The organism is Shimia sp. R9_1, assembly GCF_017743775.1.
Lineage (GTDB): Bacteria > Pseudomonadota > Alphaproteobacteria > Rhodobacterales > Rhodobacteraceae > Shimia.
This window is the reverse complement of sequence record NZ_JAGHRN010000010.1, coordinates 33,013-47,560: the sequence shown is the minus strand read 5'-3', so window position 1 is coordinate 47,560 and position 14,548 is coordinate 33,013. Positions and strand designations below refer to the sequence as shown.

13 protein-coding genes are annotated in these 14,548 nt (G+C 52.2%); 7 read left to right on the top strand and 6 right to left on the bottom strand.

The features are described 5' to 3' along the window. Positions 1 to 199: acetyl-coenzyme A synthetase N-terminal domain-containing protein (locus J7399_RS20095; protein WP_209089550.1), on the bottom strand; the 199-nt coding region annotated here is incomplete at its 3' end. A gap of 665 nt (positions 200 to 864) precedes the next feature. Here J7399_RS20095 and J7399_RS21230 point away from each other — a divergent pair. Continuing rightward, complete coding sequence (locus tag J7399_RS21230) at positions 865 to 2,016, top strand: adenylate/guanylate cyclase domain-containing protein (RefSeq protein ID WP_209089547.1); 1,152 nt, start codon at positions 865 to 867, stop codon at positions 2,014 to 2,016. 56 nt (positions 2,017 to 2,072) lie between these two features. Here the strand turns inward: J7399_RS21230 and J7399_RS20085 are convergent, their stop codons facing one another. From J7399_RS20085 to J7399_RS20070, 4 genes are all read right to left on the bottom strand, one after another. Beyond that, positions 2,073 to 3,035, bottom strand: a complete 963-nt coding sequence (locus J7399_RS20085) for a cysteine synthase family protein (RefSeq protein ID WP_209089544.1) — start codon at positions 3,033 to 3,035, stop codon at positions 2,073 to 2,075. Between the two features lie 24 nt (positions 3,036 to 3,059). Continuing rightward, positions 3,060 to 4,088, bottom strand: a complete 1,029-nt coding sequence (gene tdh, locus J7399_RS20080; RefSeq protein WP_209089553.1) for an L-threonine 3-dehydrogenase — start codon at positions 4,086 to 4,088, stop codon at positions 3,060 to 3,062. A gap of 11 nt (positions 4,089 to 4,099) precedes the next feature. After that, positions 4,100 to 5,287 (bottom strand): glycine C-acetyltransferase, encoded by a 1,188-nt coding sequence (locus J7399_RS20075; protein ID WP_209089541.1) that lies wholly within the window; start codon positions 5,285 to 5,287, stop codon positions 4,100 to 4,102. 148 nt (positions 5,288 to 5,435) lie between these two features. Further along, entirely contained in the window at positions 5,436 to 6,134 is a 699-nt protein-coding gene (locus tag J7399_RS20070) for a type 1 glutamine amidotransferase (RefSeq protein ID WP_209089539.1), read from the bottom strand. A gap of 218 nt (positions 6,135 to 6,352) precedes the next feature. Here J7399_RS20070 and J7399_RS20065 point away from each other — a divergent pair, with 218 nt between their 5' ends. The 6 genes from J7399_RS20065 to J7399_RS20040 all read left to right on the top strand — a co-directional run bounded on the left by J7399_RS20065 (position 6,353) and on the right by J7399_RS20040 (position 13,555). Further along, positions 6,353 to 7,255, top strand: coding sequence for an N-formylglutamate amidohydrolase (locus J7399_RS20065; RefSeq protein WP_209089529.1), 903 nt, complete (start codon positions 6,353 to 6,355; stop codon positions 7,253 to 7,255). A 14-nt stretch (positions 7,256 to 7,269) separates the two neighbouring features. Beyond that, positions 7,270 to 8,862, top strand: coding sequence for an ABC transporter substrate-binding protein (locus tag J7399_RS20060; RefSeq protein ID WP_209089525.1), 1,593 nt, complete (start codon positions 7,270 to 7,272; stop codon positions 8,860 to 8,862). A 71-nt stretch (positions 8,863 to 8,933) separates the two neighbouring features. Continuing rightward, the gene (locus J7399_RS20055; protein WP_209065766.1) at positions 8,934 to 9,899 is read left to right on the top strand and encodes an ABC transporter permease; all 966 of its coding nucleotides are present in this window, start codon (positions 8,934 to 8,936) and stop codon (positions 9,897 to 9,899) included. A 10-nt stretch (positions 9,900 to 9,909) separates the two neighbouring features. Beyond that, positions 9,910 to 10,845 carry an ABC transporter permease gene (locus tag J7399_RS20050; RefSeq protein WP_209065767.1) on the top strand — a complete coding sequence of 312 codons (936 nt, stop codon included), beginning with the start codon at positions 9,910 to 9,912 and terminating at the stop codon, positions 10,843 to 10,845. A 3-nt stretch (positions 10,846 to 10,848) separates the two neighbouring features. Beyond that, complete coding sequence (locus J7399_RS20045) at positions 10,849 to 12,552, top strand: ABC transporter ATP-binding protein (RefSeq protein WP_209089513.1); 1,704 nt, start codon at positions 10,849 to 10,851, stop codon at positions 12,550 to 12,552. Between the two features lie 70 nt (positions 12,553 to 12,622). Then, positions 12,623 to 13,555 (top strand): LysR family transcriptional regulator, encoded by a 933-nt coding sequence (locus J7399_RS20040; RefSeq protein WP_209089511.1) that lies wholly within the window; start codon positions 12,623 to 12,625, stop codon positions 13,553 to 13,555. Between the two features lie 100 nt (positions 13,556 to 13,655). Here the strand turns inward: J7399_RS20040 and J7399_RS20035 are convergent, their stop codons facing one another. Then, positions 13,656 to 14,354 (bottom strand): hypothetical protein, encoded by a 699-nt coding sequence (locus J7399_RS20035; protein WP_209089509.1) that lies wholly within the window; start codon positions 14,352 to 14,354, stop codon positions 13,656 to 13,658. Between the last annotated feature and the right edge of the window lie 194 nt (positions 14,355 to 14,548).

Genomic DNA, 14,548 nt, shown 5'->3' with positions numbered 1-14,548 from the left:
CCGGCGTAAAGGAGGTGTTCTTCACCTTGGTGTAAGGCTTGATCCACTCCACACGCTGGCCGTGCTCGTTCCAGAACCCCTCAGGATCCGCCAGAGAGGCCGCGTACATCGCGTCGTATTTTGCTGCATCAATATGTGCATCTTTGGTCAAATTGGCTGACAGCAAAGACTTTGCGGGTGCATTGGTATCCAGTGACATTGAGGCTCCTCCCTCGATGATAAAATACAGTATCTCCCCCCTCAGGCAGTCGCGCCCGAGGCCTCAGCTTCAAGAATACGGAGGTGAGAAAACAAGTGAACAAGTCTCAGAGAAAAAAGAAAAATTCTGTAAATAGCTTTCCCGACATGCATCATAATTTGTAAAGAAGTTCTCCGGTACGCGGAAAAATTCCTGCACACTAAGGATTTAAGGGGAAACTTAAGGCCTCACGCCCGGCCAGCGAAGTTAGGTGGAGTCGCGATGTTATCGCCAACACTTGGTGCCGCCGAACTGTGACATATGGGCTGCGGCGAATAGTTGGGCCGCAGCATCGTATTATTTACCTCTTAGAAAACTGCGTAAATCTGAAGCTGGAGGATCACCCCCGGCGGGTGACCGAAGCTGGACAGCTCTATCTGTTCAAAGGTCTACCTAGAATAATGTGTTCCGTACCTTGGCGTTTCCAAGTACCTTTAAGCCGGACGCCAACGTGACCTAGACTCGCTCATACGAGCAATAGACACACGGTCAATATTTGACGTTGATCGCAAACTAGGTCTAACGCTCTCGAACTCAGTCAACATCTGCGAATTTCCCTTGGAGAAACGCGCTTGCGCCTTAAACTGTATAAAAGAGAGACCACAGATTTAAATTGTGAGAGAAACGTGACAGGAGCTGATAGGCTAAACCATTGGCTGATTTCGGAAGGTCGGTTGCTTGGGGATGAAGCTCAAATCGTGAAAGCCTATTGCGAAGGCTTGGTGAAATTGGGAGTGCCCCTGAGCCGTGCTCGGATTGCACAAAACTATGCCAACCCACTGCTCAGTGCCTGGGGAATCATTTGGTCTCCCAAAGCCACCAAACGCTACACGGTCCCAGCTGCGGTCTTGGCCACCGGTTCTTGGCGAGGCAGCCCTTTTGAATACGTCGTCACACATAGCCGCTCGCTGCGCAAACGACTGAACCACCTAGACCTGAGCACCGAGCACCCAGTCTACGCTGAGCTTGCGCAATCCGGAGCTACCGACTTTCTGGCCGTCCCACTTGAGCATGGCAACGGTTCTGTCCAAGGCACAAGCTTCACCACGAATGCAGAAACAGGGTTTTCGGAGCGGCACATTTTCTACATCGAAAATACACGCCATGCTCTCGCCGCGGCGCTCGAACCCATCGCAGTACGACACTCGCAAACAAGCCTATTGCAAACATATCTTGGGAGAGGCCCTGCCAAAGAAATTGAACGGGGGCATATTAAGCGCGGAGAACATCATACAGTCTCAGCCGCGATCCTCTTTGCCGATCTCCGCAACTTTACATCAAAGGCTCAGGCCTTATCCGAAGCAGACTTGCTGCTGATGATGGGCGACTACTTCGAACTGGTTGTCCCCTCTATTCAGGAGACTGGAGGCGACGTGCTCAAATTTATGGGAGACGGAATTCTGGCGGTATTTGACATCGACGATTGCGCGATCAGCTCCTGTGAGGCTGCCGTTAAGGCTTCTCGAAGGTCATTGATCCGACTGCAAGAACACAACAACGCTGCCCTTGCTAAAGGCCAGGAGATAATGGAGTTTGTTATTGGTATCGATTTTGGAAAAGTGACTTTTGGCAATATCGGCAACCCCAACCGGTTGGATTTTACTGTTGTAGGATCGACAGTAAATGTGGCCAGTCGCGTGCAAGATCTATGCAAGAACCTCGACAAAAAGATACTAGTGACTCAGAGCGTTGCGCAGCACTTGCCATCAAAAGTGCAATCCGCCGGTCGCCATCCCATTCGTGGACTGCTTGAAGAAATCGAAGTTTTTGCTATTTAGGTAAGGTAAATATGCCTTTTGATGCGGAAAACAGCACGCTTGTTACACCAGGCAACTTACCCAAAGAGATCCGTAGAAAGATACTTTAAACCAGAGTCACAGATTATGACGGCTACTGTTTGGCCCTTGTGAGGGCCTTTTAACAATTCGATTGCCCCAGCTACGTTTGCGCCTGCAGAGAAGCCGGCAAAAACCCCCTCTAGCCGCGCCAGGTCGCGCACGGTTTGGCGCGCAGTGTCCCCATCTACTTGCAAGAACCCATCCCACTTTAGGCCCCGCAAAAAGTCGAGATCGGCCATTACATAGCCGCCACCTTGGAAGGGATGATCAGGCTTGACCACATCTTGCCCTGCAATCACCGCAGCACCTTGAGGTTCGATCGGATAGCATTTGATGTTAGAATTTTTTGAGCGCAGGAACTTAGACGTACCTGCAAGAGTTCCCCCCGATCCCACAAAATCGCAAAACGCTTCAATTTGGCCGCCGGATTGATCCCATAGCTCAGGACCGGTCATTTGTTCATGGGATCCCGGATTGCCCGCACGGCGGAATTGATCTGCGCGGAAGGCTTGACGATCTCTGGTCAAGTCGGCTGCAACGCGATCTACTTCAGCCAGATCAGCACCTGAAACTTCTCCCGGCCGACTACCAGGCAACTGATCCACCAGAACCACCTCGGCGCCGAGCGCGGCCATCATGCACGCGCGCTCAGGCGAGTTGCCTTTCGACATAACCGCTACAAAAGGATAGCCTTTTATTCCGCAAACAATCGCAAGGCCGGTGCCCATATTCCCACTCGTCAGCTCTACAACGGTTTGACCCGGTTTGAGGGAGCCATCACGTTCGGCAGCCTCAATAACACCAAGCGCCGCCCGATCTTTTTTGGAGAACCCGGGGTTCAGGTGATCGAGCTTAGCGAGGATTGTTCCCTCACAGCCATAATGTTTAACCAGTCGGTCCAGCCGAACCAGCGGCGTATTCCCAATGGCCCCAAGAATGGAACTGTACGTGTTCGTCATCGTTTATCTCTTCAACAGCGTTTCTTAGGTCCAGTTCAGAACAACTTTGCCAGATTGCCCAGATTTCATTGCGGCAAAACCTTTAGCGAAGTCATCCACATCAAACTGGTGCGTGATAACGCGGCTGACATCCAGTCCGTTCTGCAGCATGGCAATCATCTTGTACCAGGTTTCAAACATTTCTCGACCGTAGACACCTTTGATAGTGATGGCCTTGAATACGATGCGCGACCAGTCGACCGGCGACCTTCCAGGAGGAATGCCCAAGAGTGCAATCTTGCCCCCCATCACGAGGGCTTCGATCATCTGGTCCAGAGCAATTTGCGAACCGGACATCTCAAGCCCCACATCAAAACCCTGTGCCATGCCCAATTCCGAGATGACATCATGCAGATCTTCGGTCGTGACATCGACTGCCCGGACAGTTGGTGCCACGTGTTGCGCCAGCTTTAGGCGATCTGGGTTGATATCGGTGATGACAACGTTTCGTGCGCCGGCGTGGAGCGCCACAGCCGCGGCCATGATGCCTATCGGACCTGCACCCGTTATCAAAACGTCCTCCCCCAGAAGGTCAAAACTGAGCGCGGTGTGCACAGCATTGCCCAGCGGATCTAGGATCGCGCCAATCTCATCAGGAATATCATCGGGGAGCGGAATTACGTTGAATGCAGGCAACTTTAGATACTCCGCAAAGGCCCCTTGTTCATTCACGCCAATCCCACGCGTACCTGGATCCAGATGAAATTTTCCTGCGCGGCTTTGGCGGCTGTCGTTGCTTATCAGGTGGCCTTCTCCAGAGCAGCGCTGGCCGATTTCAAGGCCGGTCACATCTCTGCCCATCTCAACAATTGTACCTGCGAACTCATGGCCTGTGATCATCGGGTATGGCACAGTGTGGGCTGCCCAGTCATCCCAATTCCATATGTGGATATCTGTGCCGCAAATACCGGTTTTGTTGATACGGATCAGCACTTCGTCCGCGGCGATTTCCGGAACCGGTGCCTGTACCATCCAAAGCCCTTCTTGCGGCTTGGATTTCTCTAGAACCTTCATTGTATTTGGTTTCATGAAATGATTCCAAGTGCTCGGCCAACCTTTCCGAAAGCTTCCAGAGCGCGATCCAATTCGTCTTTGGTCAAAGCTGCATTCATTTGTGTTCTGATCCGTGCTTGCCCGCGGGGAACAACGGGAAAAAAGAACCCGGACACATATACACCTTCGTCAAACAGCCTGTTGGCCATCTCTTGAGCAAGCGTTGCCTCACCCAACATGACGGGAATGATCGGATGCTCACCGGGCAGAATCTCAAAGCCCAATTGGGCAAGTCCCGCGCGCCAATAGCGGGCGTTCTCAAAGAGCTTCTCGCGAAGGTCGCCCCCTTCTTCGACCAGTCGAATGGCTTCTAGACCAGCTGCGACAATGGCGGGCGGGAGTGAATTTGAGAACAAATAGGGCCGCGCCCGCTGCCGCAGTAGGTCGATCACCGGCTGCGGACCAGCGATATAGCCGCCAATGGCCCCTCCAAGTGCTTTACCCAGAGTGCCCGTGAGAATGTCCACATCAACGCCAAAATGGTCTGGCGTGCCAGCACCTCGCGACCCCATGAAGCCGGTTGAGTGGCAATCGTCCACCATCACGACCGCATCATAGTCTTTGGCCAGCTTCGTGATTTCAGGCAGGTTGGCCAGATAGCCATCCATGGAAAACACTCCGTCTGTGGCAATCATAATGTGGCGTGCGCCTTCATTGCGTGCGTGTTTTAGCGTTGCTTCCAGATCAATCAAGTCGTTGTTCGCGTAGCGATAACGCTTTGCTTTGCAAAGCCGCACACCATCAATGATCGACGCATGGTTCAAACTGTCAGAAACAATTGCATCTTCAGGCCCGAGCAGAGGCTCAAAAAGCCCGCCATTGGCATCAAAGCAGGCAGCAAAGAGAATAGCATCGTCTTTACATAGAAAGCCGGCCAACTTCTGCTCAAGTTCACGATGAATGTCCTGTGTTCCGCAGATGAAGCGAACTGACGCCATGCCAAAACCCTTTGGATCCATGGAGTTTTTTGCAGCAGCAATAAGAGCTGGATGATCAGCCAAGCCAAGGTAGTTGTTGGCGCACAAGTTGATAACTGTCTTACCCCCGACCGCAATCTCACCGCCTTGAGGCGATGTGATCATTCGCTCGCGCTTGTACAAGCCCTCAGCCTCGATCTGTGTGAGTGTGCTTGAGATATGGGATAGGAATGCTTCCGACATGTGCGACCTCCGTTGATGGAGGTGCGTCTACCATAATGGATTTAAGTCCGAAATAGAGGATTTCTGTTTTGGTGGAAATTTTCCGCAAAACAGGAACTCAATCGAAGCTACATGTCGCTTCTGTTGGAAGATTTTTGGAAGCCCCTAGCTAGCACGCGCGCTTAAGAAAACCTGCCATCCAATCCACGCTTTTTGACGTGTCGTCCCTTCCCGTGAGCGACTCTAAACCCGTCGATGCCGCCGATCCCATGCGTTCCTTTCGACGATTGATAAGATCTGCATTGAGCTCGGGCGTGAAGTCAGGGTGCTGTTGGATTGCCAAGAAATGATCGCCAATTGTGAAGCCGCTGTTGGGGCAAAAATCACTGGATAAGAAGACTTCCGCCCCTCCAGGTAGGCCCGTCACTTGGTCTTGGTGCATTGCATGCAGCCAGATATCGGGCTCTTTTTTGGCCCACTCTGTATTCCGGATCACATCTACAGGCATCAAACCAACGCCCCAGCCTTTCGAGGAGCGGGCTACCTCGCCCCCGAGCGCATGTGCGATGGCCTGATGCCCGTAACATATGCCGATCAGAGGAATTTTGCCTGCGTGCAGACGTCGAATGAATGCAAATAGATTGTCCTGCCACGGGAAATTTTCGAAGACTGAGTATTTGCCGCCGGTGATGAGGTAAGCGTCAAACGCTAATGGATTTGGCAGTGAATCTGTAACTGCACTTATGACCGTCCAAGTCGCATTGGGTAGATGCGGCTCCAGAGATTGTCGGAACCTCACCGGGGAAGGTGGATGCTTTGGTTTCTCGTTTGAATCACTGTGTCCGATGTGAAGTATACATATTTTCATAGTATTTGACCGTGCTGACTGACTGGAGCGTGTTAGAGTGATCGTACCCCCTGAGCGTGGGGCAAAAAACGGTATTGCCTAATTTGATAGGTCCATAAGCACTCAACTTATAAGTCAAAATTATGGGGGAAGAGGGTAGATCAATAAGCTTTCTTGGATCTGCAACTGCTCGTAGCCTTGATTCAAATTTGCTTCAAACAAAGGTTAAGAGCTAAGCCATGTTGATAGAAACCAGCGAAGACACCGCGGCCCATCTATCCGACGTCGTGCGTGTGGTTGAGAAGAACGCACCCCTGATGCTGTCGTTTCCGCATTCGGGAGACGTTTATCCAGAAGACTTTGGATTCGACCCCAAACTTACCTACGCAGAAATTGACCATCCGTCAGACAAATACGTTGATGAACTCTTTAGCGGGGCAGAAGCCTTGCCACTTAGCACCATCAAAGCGAACTTTCCGAGGGCCTATGTCGATGTCAATCGGCATCAGCACGACATTGACGCCAACATGTTAGAAGATCCAGAAAACTGGCCAGGACGATTTCTGCCAGGATCGGTTGATGTAGGCGCGACGCTGTTTTGGTCGAAGGCCTACGGCACACCGATCTATAATCGCAAGCTAAGCAATGCCGAAGCAAAGCGAAGACTCGCTTGCTATTTCATTCCTTATCACCAGACCATGACCCGCATGATCGAGCGTCTGCGCGACATGCATGGTGAGGTCTACATTGTGGATTGTCACTCGATGACCCAGTTCGATGCTGAGATGCGCGGGGGCAAACAGCGGCCAGAAATCGATATCGGAACGCGCCGCGGAACGTCTTGCGCCCCAGACATTGCCGAGAAAATGGCAGAGCTGTTTGCCGCTCGCGGGTATGATGTTGGCATGAACAAGCGCTTCATCGGCGGGGAGATCACGCTGCGGTACGGATGGCCCGAGATCAATCAGCACATCTTACAAGTGGAGCTTCGCCGCGACCTTTACATGACAGAGGCAACGCGGGAGCGAAATGAGAACTTCGCGAAAGTACAGGCGGACTGCGCCTGGGTTTTGCAAGAATTCAAGACATTCATTGAACACCGCACCGGCGGGGCAAAACAGCCCCATCTAAACAAAAAATGAGAGGAGGCACACACATGAAAACGGCTTTGGCGATTATAGGATTGTCCGCTGCATTGACTCTACCCGCGGCCGCTCAAGCAGAAACGCTACGGATGGCATTCTCCTCTGCACCACGGTCCATTGATCCCTATCCCTTTGGCGGAACACCCACGGCTTCCTTGAAAGAACACGTTTTCGAAGCGTTGGTGGCTGCAGACGACTCTCCACTTCTGGCCGAGAGTTGGCAATGGACCAGCCCCACATCTTTAGAGGTGAAGCTGCGCCAGGATGTTGCCTTCCACGACGGAACGGCGCTGACGGCCCGTGATGTTGTCTATTCGGCGTGTCGGATGATGCACCTGATTGACGGTAAACGAAATTTGCTCACCAGTTCGATGGGGCCAATCACTGATGTGGTAGCGGCGGACGATCATACCGTCCGTTTTGATATGAAAGCGCCGTATCCGCTTTGGATCCAAAAAATGAAGTTCCTGTCAATATTGCCTGCGGCAGGTGCGGATACTCCCGAAGGGCCAATTGCCTATGATGACCAGGGTGATTGCGGCGGTATCACCTATCCAACGCGAGCGGAATTTGAGGCAGGCGGCGCCGCGATTGGAACCGGACCATACAAATTTGTGAGATTTGACAAATCCGGCGAAGCGGATTTGGTCAAAAATGCGGATTATTGGGGCGGTGCTCCCGAGTGGGACGAGGTGCAAATCAGAACCATCGGCAATGCCGGAGCGCGTCTTGCGGGCTTATTGGCGGGCGACTTTGATCTGATTGAAAATCCAACAACAGAAGATCTGCCCGGCTTGAAAGCCAATGAAGATCTGACTTACACCGCTGTACCGTCTTGGCGTTCAATCTTCTTAGTTTTGGATGTGAATGCAGAAGGCGCTAAAGGTGTACGGGCAGAAGATGGTAGCGCACCGCTGGCAGATCAACGGGTGCGCCAGGCAATGTCGATGGCGATCAATCGCCAGGCGATTGCCGATAGACTCTTTGGAGGAGAAGCGACTGTCGCAAATCAGTTCTCTCCAAAGTATCGCGCTGGGGCGCCAGAACTCGCGGAGTTGCCCCATGATCCGGCTAAGGCCAAGGAGCTATTGGCAGAAGCGGGATATCCGGATGGCTTTGAAATCGATTTTTATGCTCCGTCTGATCGCTATGCTAACGGCGCGCGAGTAGCCCAAGCAGTGACGCAATATCTCTCTCGCATCGGGATTAAGGTGAACCTCAAGACTGAACCTTGGTCGGTATTTGCGGGGAAACGTCGTGAGAATGAACTGGGTGTCTTCATGTACGGCTGGGGACACCCTCAGGGGCCTGCGCAGATGATCTCCTTCGCATTCGCCTCAAGAGACAAAGAGCTTGGTTTGGGCTCATCAAACTACTCGAACTACCAAAATGATGGCTTTGATGCAGCGATGAAAGCTTGGGCTGTCGAAACTGATGAAACGCAAGCCAACGCCTATCTCGGTGAAGCGATGCGGATTGTCGTCGATGAGTTGCCCGGCATTCCACTCTACTACCAGCATACGATTTGGGCGCATCGCGCCGATCTCGAAGTGAACGGGCGTCAGGACGAGCGTACCAGCGCCACCACAGTTAGCCGTAAGTGATCACCTAAAACCGCAACAGATTGCCGAGCCTGCTGTAGGCCCGGCAACTCACTAACCGCCGGAGGGGCATTATGTTGAGTTTCGTCACCAAGCGACTTGGGCAAAGCGCCGTGTTGGTGCTGATCATGTCGGCCCTGGTTTTTGTGGGGATGTATGTTGTCTCCGATCCGGTCGCTGTACTCGCCGGGGAAGACTTCACAGAGGAAGATCGCCTGGCGTTGGCGCAGGAACTGGGCGTAGATCGACCGCTCTTCCTCCAGTATCTGTCTTTTTTAGGGAATGTGCTGCAAGGTGATTTTGGGACATCGTTTGTCTACAATCGCCCTGTCATGGATCTGATTTTGGAGCGCTTGCCAGCAACTTTGGAGGTGGCCTTCTTTGCCATGTTCATAGGCCTGGTGGTTGGTATTCCGCTGGGTGTGTACTCTGGGTTGAACCAGAAGAAACGCAGCACCAAAGCCATCAGTTTCTTCACCACCGTTGGCTACTCCATACCGAATTTTTGGCAGGGCGTTTTGCTGATCATGCTGTTCTCGGTTTGGTTTAAGGTTCTGCCTGCCTCGGGCCGAGGCGATACCGTAGATGTCTTCGGTGTGGGGTGGTCAGTGTTCAGCCTTGATGGCCTGAGCCACCTTATGCTTCCGGCCCTTAACCTAGCGATTTATACAATTTGCCTGCAGGCGCGACTTGCAAGGTCAGGCACGCAGGAAGTTATGTATCAGGACTACATGACCTTTGCGCGCGCCAAAGGAATCAGCCGCGAACGGATCATCCGCCGTCATCTTGTGCGCAACATTCTCATTCCCATTGTGACAATTACAGGTTTGCAGCTGGGTGGCCTCATAGCCTTTGCAACAGTTACCGAGACGGTTTTTTCTTGGCCCGGCATTGGCAAATTGCTTCTGGACAGCATCCACAATTCGGATCGCCCAGTTGTTGTCGCCTACCTGATCCTGATCACCCTCATGTTTGTCACCATAAACTTTGTCGTCGATGTGCTCTACGCGCTGCTCGACCCACGTATTCGTTATACTTGAGGAGAAAGAGATGCCTGTTGATACCACAACTGCTGACATTGGAAGCCCTTCTTCTCCAGATAAGCCGGAACCCAGATTTTTGGAAAATGTCGCCAAAATCTTCAGAGGTCATCCGGCAGCTATCTGTGGGTTGATTGGAATTTCAATCTTTATCTTTCTTGCGATTTTTGCCCCTCTGATTGCGCCCCAAGACCCATATGACCAGACACGACTGGATATTCTGGATGGCCTTTTGCCACCTGGCTCGACGCTTGGCGATGGCACGACCAGTCTGCTTGGCACCGATGCATTGGGGCGGGATATTCTATCAGCTGTTCTCTATGGGTTGAGAATTTCACTCTTTGTCGCGCTGGTCGCTGTGATTGTTGGCTCTGCGATTGGGGTTTTCATGGGGCTTCTGGCGGCAATGAAAGGCGGCTGGGTCGAAACCGTAATCATGCGAACCGTCGATCTGAAAATGAGCTTTCCCGGGATTTTGTTGGCGCTGATGGTGCTCGCAATTTTCGGAACAGGCATCGACAAAGTCATCATCGCCCTCATTATTGGTGCTTGGGCATCGGAGGCGAGGTTGGTCCGTGCGGTCGCTTTGTCAGAGTTGAAGAAAGACTACATTCACGCAGCCCAACTTGCAGGTCTGTCTGACTGGCGCATCATGGGACGGTTCCTTTTCCCGAACTCAATCTCCCCAGTTCTGGTGGTGCTACCTATGTCCATTTCGAGCGCAATCGGAGCAGAGGCAACCCTTTCTTTCCTAGGAGTGGGCGTGCCCATCACCGAGCCCTCGCTGGGTTTATTGATCGCCAATGGCAACGACTACATCTTGTCTGGCAAATGGTGGATCAGTATTTTCCCAGGTCTCGTTTTGGTTGGCATGGTGCTTTGTATCAACGTGGTGGCAGATCGTTTGCGTGATCACGCCAACCCCTATCTACGCGGCAAGGAGTGAACCATGACTGATCAGCTTGTGCACGTCGAGAATCTGACCGTGGCCTATCCGATGGCGGATGGTGCAGTTTTCCGGGCGATTGACGGCTTTTCTATGGCCGTTAAGCGCGGACAAATTGTTGGCGTCGTGGGTGAAAGTGGTGCCGGAAAATCGACAATCGGCAAAGCGACGCTAGGTTTGCTTGATGAAAATGCAGTGATCGACACCGGGGGCGTCATGCTTGATGAGGTGATGGTCACACGGCTGGAAGAGCACGCATTTGCGGACATTCGGGGCTCCAAAGTCGGATATATTTATCAGAATCCCATGACCGCGCTCAATCCAGTGCTCACCATTGGCGAGCAGCTGATCGAAGCGATCGAGGCCAATACGAACAAACGTGGGCAGGATGCGCGTGCTTATGCGATTGATCTCTTGGAGCAAGCGGAAGTCCCTCTGCCTGAAGAAAGATTGAGCAAATATCCGCATCAACTTTCGGGTGGCCTGTGCCAGCGTATTGTTTTTGCCATCGCAATCAGTGCCAAACCGGATTTGATTATTGCGGATGAACCGACAACAGCACTTGACGTCACAGTACAAAAAGCTGTGCTCGGAACGCTTGTCAAACTCACACGCCAAGAGAATATCGCGATTATTCTGATTACGCACGATATGGGTGTCGTGGCCGAGATGTGTGACTATGTCTACGTTTTGAGACATGGGAAACTTGTTGAGGAAGGCAGCACTGCGCAAGTGCTGAGCAATCCCAGCGAACCCTATAGTCGGGAATTGATGGCGGCGATCCCGCGGATCGACCACAAAATCGAGCGCTTTGCTGTGCCAGGCGGCTTGGGTAAAGCGGAAGATCGCGAGCGCGCCATAGATTATCTGATGTCTCGCAAGGCAGATGCGGGCGTTGAAGGGGCGCCCCTTTTGAGTGTGAAAAACCTCTCAAAGACATTTGCGATGAAGGCCACAGCCCTAAAGGCAGCGACCGATTTCAAAGCAGTATCTGATATAAACTTCGACGTATTTCCCGGGGAGACTTTGGGGATAGTCGGCGAAAGCGGGTCCGGGAAATCGACGGTTGGCAAGATGATCCTAGGACTGCACAAGCCAGATCCCGGATATGAAATCACGTACAAGGGCCACAACATCGACGATCTGAAATCAAAGGCGCAAAAGCTCGCTCATCGTCAGTCGCTGCAGTGTATTTTTCAGGATCCGTACTCTTCTCTCAACCCGCGCATGACGGCAGGAGATAACATCACTTATGCCCTTAGGGCTCATGGTGTACTCAGCCGCGCGCAGGCGCGTGAATTGTCTGGCGATCTCATGGAACTTGTCGGCCTGCCCAGAGCATCGGCTCGAAAAATGCCCCATGCGTTTTCTGGTGGAGAACGCCAGAGAATTGGCATTGCGCGGGCTCTGTCGTTCCGACCCGATTTCATTTTCTGCGATGAGCCGACCTCTGCTCTGGATGTGACTGTACAGGCGGAGTTGTTGAATCTTATGAAAGATTTACAAGACCAGCTTGGGCTCACACTGCTTTTCGTCAGCCATGATCTGGCTGTTGTGAGACAAATGTGTGATCGCGTTATGGTGATGCGTTCGGGGGAGGCTGTAGAAATTGGACCCTGTGACAAAGTTCTGGTTGCGCCGGAACATGAATACACCCGGGGCTTGCTTGCCGCGATGCCAAGGTTCCGCCCTGAAGAGGTTGCATAAGATAGGTTTGAGATCTCCGTGTATCTGTGCTGGGATGCAATGGCAGCGTTGCATTGGATGAGGCGAAACCATGGCTGACGGCATTAAGTCCAACCGGATTAGACGGCTGAAACATATTGAAGCCTTTTCAGCTGTCATTTCGACCGGTTCGTTTTCTGCAGCTGCGCGCCAACTAGGTGTTTCTCAACCTGCGATCAGTCAATTGATCAAGGTGCTGGAGGATGCCATCGGCGCACCGCTATTTATCCGCAGAAACGGTGCGGTTTTCCCGACAAGCCGTGCCGAGAGCTTGCGAGAAGATGCGGTGAGTTTGCTGGCACACCTGGATCGCTTCCAGGCGCAGTTGAGCTATGGGCGCACGGGCGTGCTATCAACAGTGCGGCTGACCGCGTCGATGAGTATTGCCAGCGAACTGTTGCCCAGTATTGTGAGCGAAATCGTCGCGGATCATCCAGATGCGATGTTTTATGTCAGTTCGGTGCCCCTCTCCTCAATGGTTCAATCTCTCATTCAAGGGCATGTTGATTTCGCCTTCCACACCCGCCCGCTTGAGCACCCTGGGCTGCACAACGAAAAAGTTGGCGTTGCACCCCTAGTGGCAGTCATGAGAGCGGATAATCCTTTGGCTGCGGCAAAATCTTTGAGCGTCCGCGATTTTGCAGGACAGCGCATTATTTCCTCAACACGCAACGATCCGGCATTCCACTATTTTTCCAAACTTTGGCACGAAAATGGTGTTTCCATAAAAACAGTTTTGCAATCCCCGTTCGCTGGCTTCGCCATCCGCATGGTGGAGGCTTTGTCCGCAGTCACCTTCAATAACGCCTTAGTGGCAGAGAAAATCTGCGATCGAGACCCCAACTTGATCATGCGGCAGGTAGCAGGATTGGACTTCGAAACGTCCTTTTTTCTGGCCTGTGCTGATTGGCAGAACGGATCTGACACCCAGAAAAAGCTGATCACTGCCTTTGAGACCCTTGCCGTCAACATGTCAACGGAATGATTGCAAAGTGAATCCAAAGTTCACTTCGGTTAGACACTGCACTGCTGGGTGAAGGTTTCTCGAAGAGATCTGCTGTATGTCATTTTCCGTCGCTAAACACCTAGGCGCAGGCCAGTGTGAGAGGCGGTTGGCTTTGCAAAAAATCTGCGATCATTTGAATAGCTATGGGCGTGGTTGCGGCACTAAGATCGGCAACAGTCACTGCCGAACCGTACCCTTTACGACGAGTCCCGATGTGCCCTGTAAAATCAGCGAAAGGCTGTTCTATGGCCAGCAGGTAGCTATCAAGCGTATAGCCGCTGATTGGGCGACACTTCTTTGTAAGCACGAGCTTTGCACCTTGAGGAACTTGCATCACTTGCTCCACGAATTGGGTTTCAGAACCCGGATCAGTCTCGACCAAAGACAGATGGTTCGCCGCCTGGGATTTCAATGGGCATAGATGCGTCTGGTAGTTGCTAGGTCGTTTGGCAACAGATCCGCCGAGCGCCAAAGTCACCGCATGAAATCCGTGAAAAACACCGATGGTTTTTATCCGTAGTCCGTTCAGTTCACGGACAAGGAAGTTTAGCTTCTGCTGATAATCGTATGAGCGCTTTCCTCGCCCACAACCCACAATAAAGTAGGCATCATACGCATCGGAAATAGGCACATTGCCTTTTGATGCGTCTAGAAGGCTCCACTCGGCATCCGGCAAATGAGGAGCCAGCGCATTGCATAGTCGATCCGTCTCGGGGAGGGAGAGAGGGGAGGTGTAAGGAGCCTCGTTTCGACCAAAATAGACTAGGCAAAGTTTCATGCTGGCTCCTCGCGCGCAATATAAATTGACGTAGCGTAATTTTAGTGCCGTTCAAACCATATTGAACTAGATTATGGAGCCATAAGATTGACCCATTATAGACTATTTGGACTTCTGGACGTGGGACCAGGACGATTTTAGCTAGAGTAAATAGGCAATCGCTTCAGCATTTAATTTACCACTCAACCCTACTG

What these genes read in the sequence shown, in the direction of transcription:
- J7399_RS20085 (WP_209089544.1), bottom strand. Translation starts at nt 3,035, where the DNA reads ATGACGAACACGTACAGTTCCATTCTTGGGGCCATTGGGAATACGCCG.
- tdh (WP_209089553.1), bottom strand. Translation starts at nt 4,088, where the DNA reads ATGAAGGTTCTAGAGAAATCCAAGCCGCAAGAAGGGCTTTGGATGGTA.
- J7399_RS20075 (WP_209089541.1), bottom strand. Translation starts at nt 5,287, where the DNA reads ATGTCGGAAGCATTCCTATCCCATATCTCAAGCACACTCACACAGATC.
- J7399_RS20070 (WP_209089539.1), bottom strand. Translation starts at nt 6,134, where the DNA reads ATGAAAATATGTATACTTCACATCGGACACAGTGATTCAAACGAGAAA.
- J7399_RS20065 (WP_209089529.1), top strand. Translation starts at nt 6,353, where the DNA reads ATGTTGATAGAAACCAGCGAAGACACCGCGGCCCATCTATCCGACGTC.
- J7399_RS20060 (WP_209089525.1), top strand. Translation starts at nt 7,270, where the DNA reads ATGAAAACGGCTTTGGCGATTATAGGATTGTCCGCTGCATTGACTCTA.
- J7399_RS20055 (WP_209065766.1), top strand. Translation starts at nt 8,934, where the DNA reads ATGTTGAGTTTCGTCACCAAGCGACTTGGGCAAAGCGCCGTGTTGGTG.
- J7399_RS20050 (WP_209065767.1), top strand. Translation starts at nt 9,910, where the DNA reads ATGCCTGTTGATACCACAACTGCTGACATTGGAAGCCCTTCTTCTCCA.
- J7399_RS20045 (WP_209089513.1), top strand. Translation starts at nt 10,849, where the DNA reads ATGACTGATCAGCTTGTGCACGTCGAGAATCTGACCGTGGCCTATCCG.
- J7399_RS20040 (WP_209089511.1), top strand. Translation starts at nt 12,623, where the DNA reads ATGGCTGACGGCATTAAGTCCAACCGGATTAGACGGCTGAAACATATT.
- J7399_RS20035 (WP_209089509.1), bottom strand. Translation starts at nt 14,354, where the DNA reads ATGAAACTTTGCCTAGTCTATTTTGGTCGAAACGAGGCTCCTTACACC.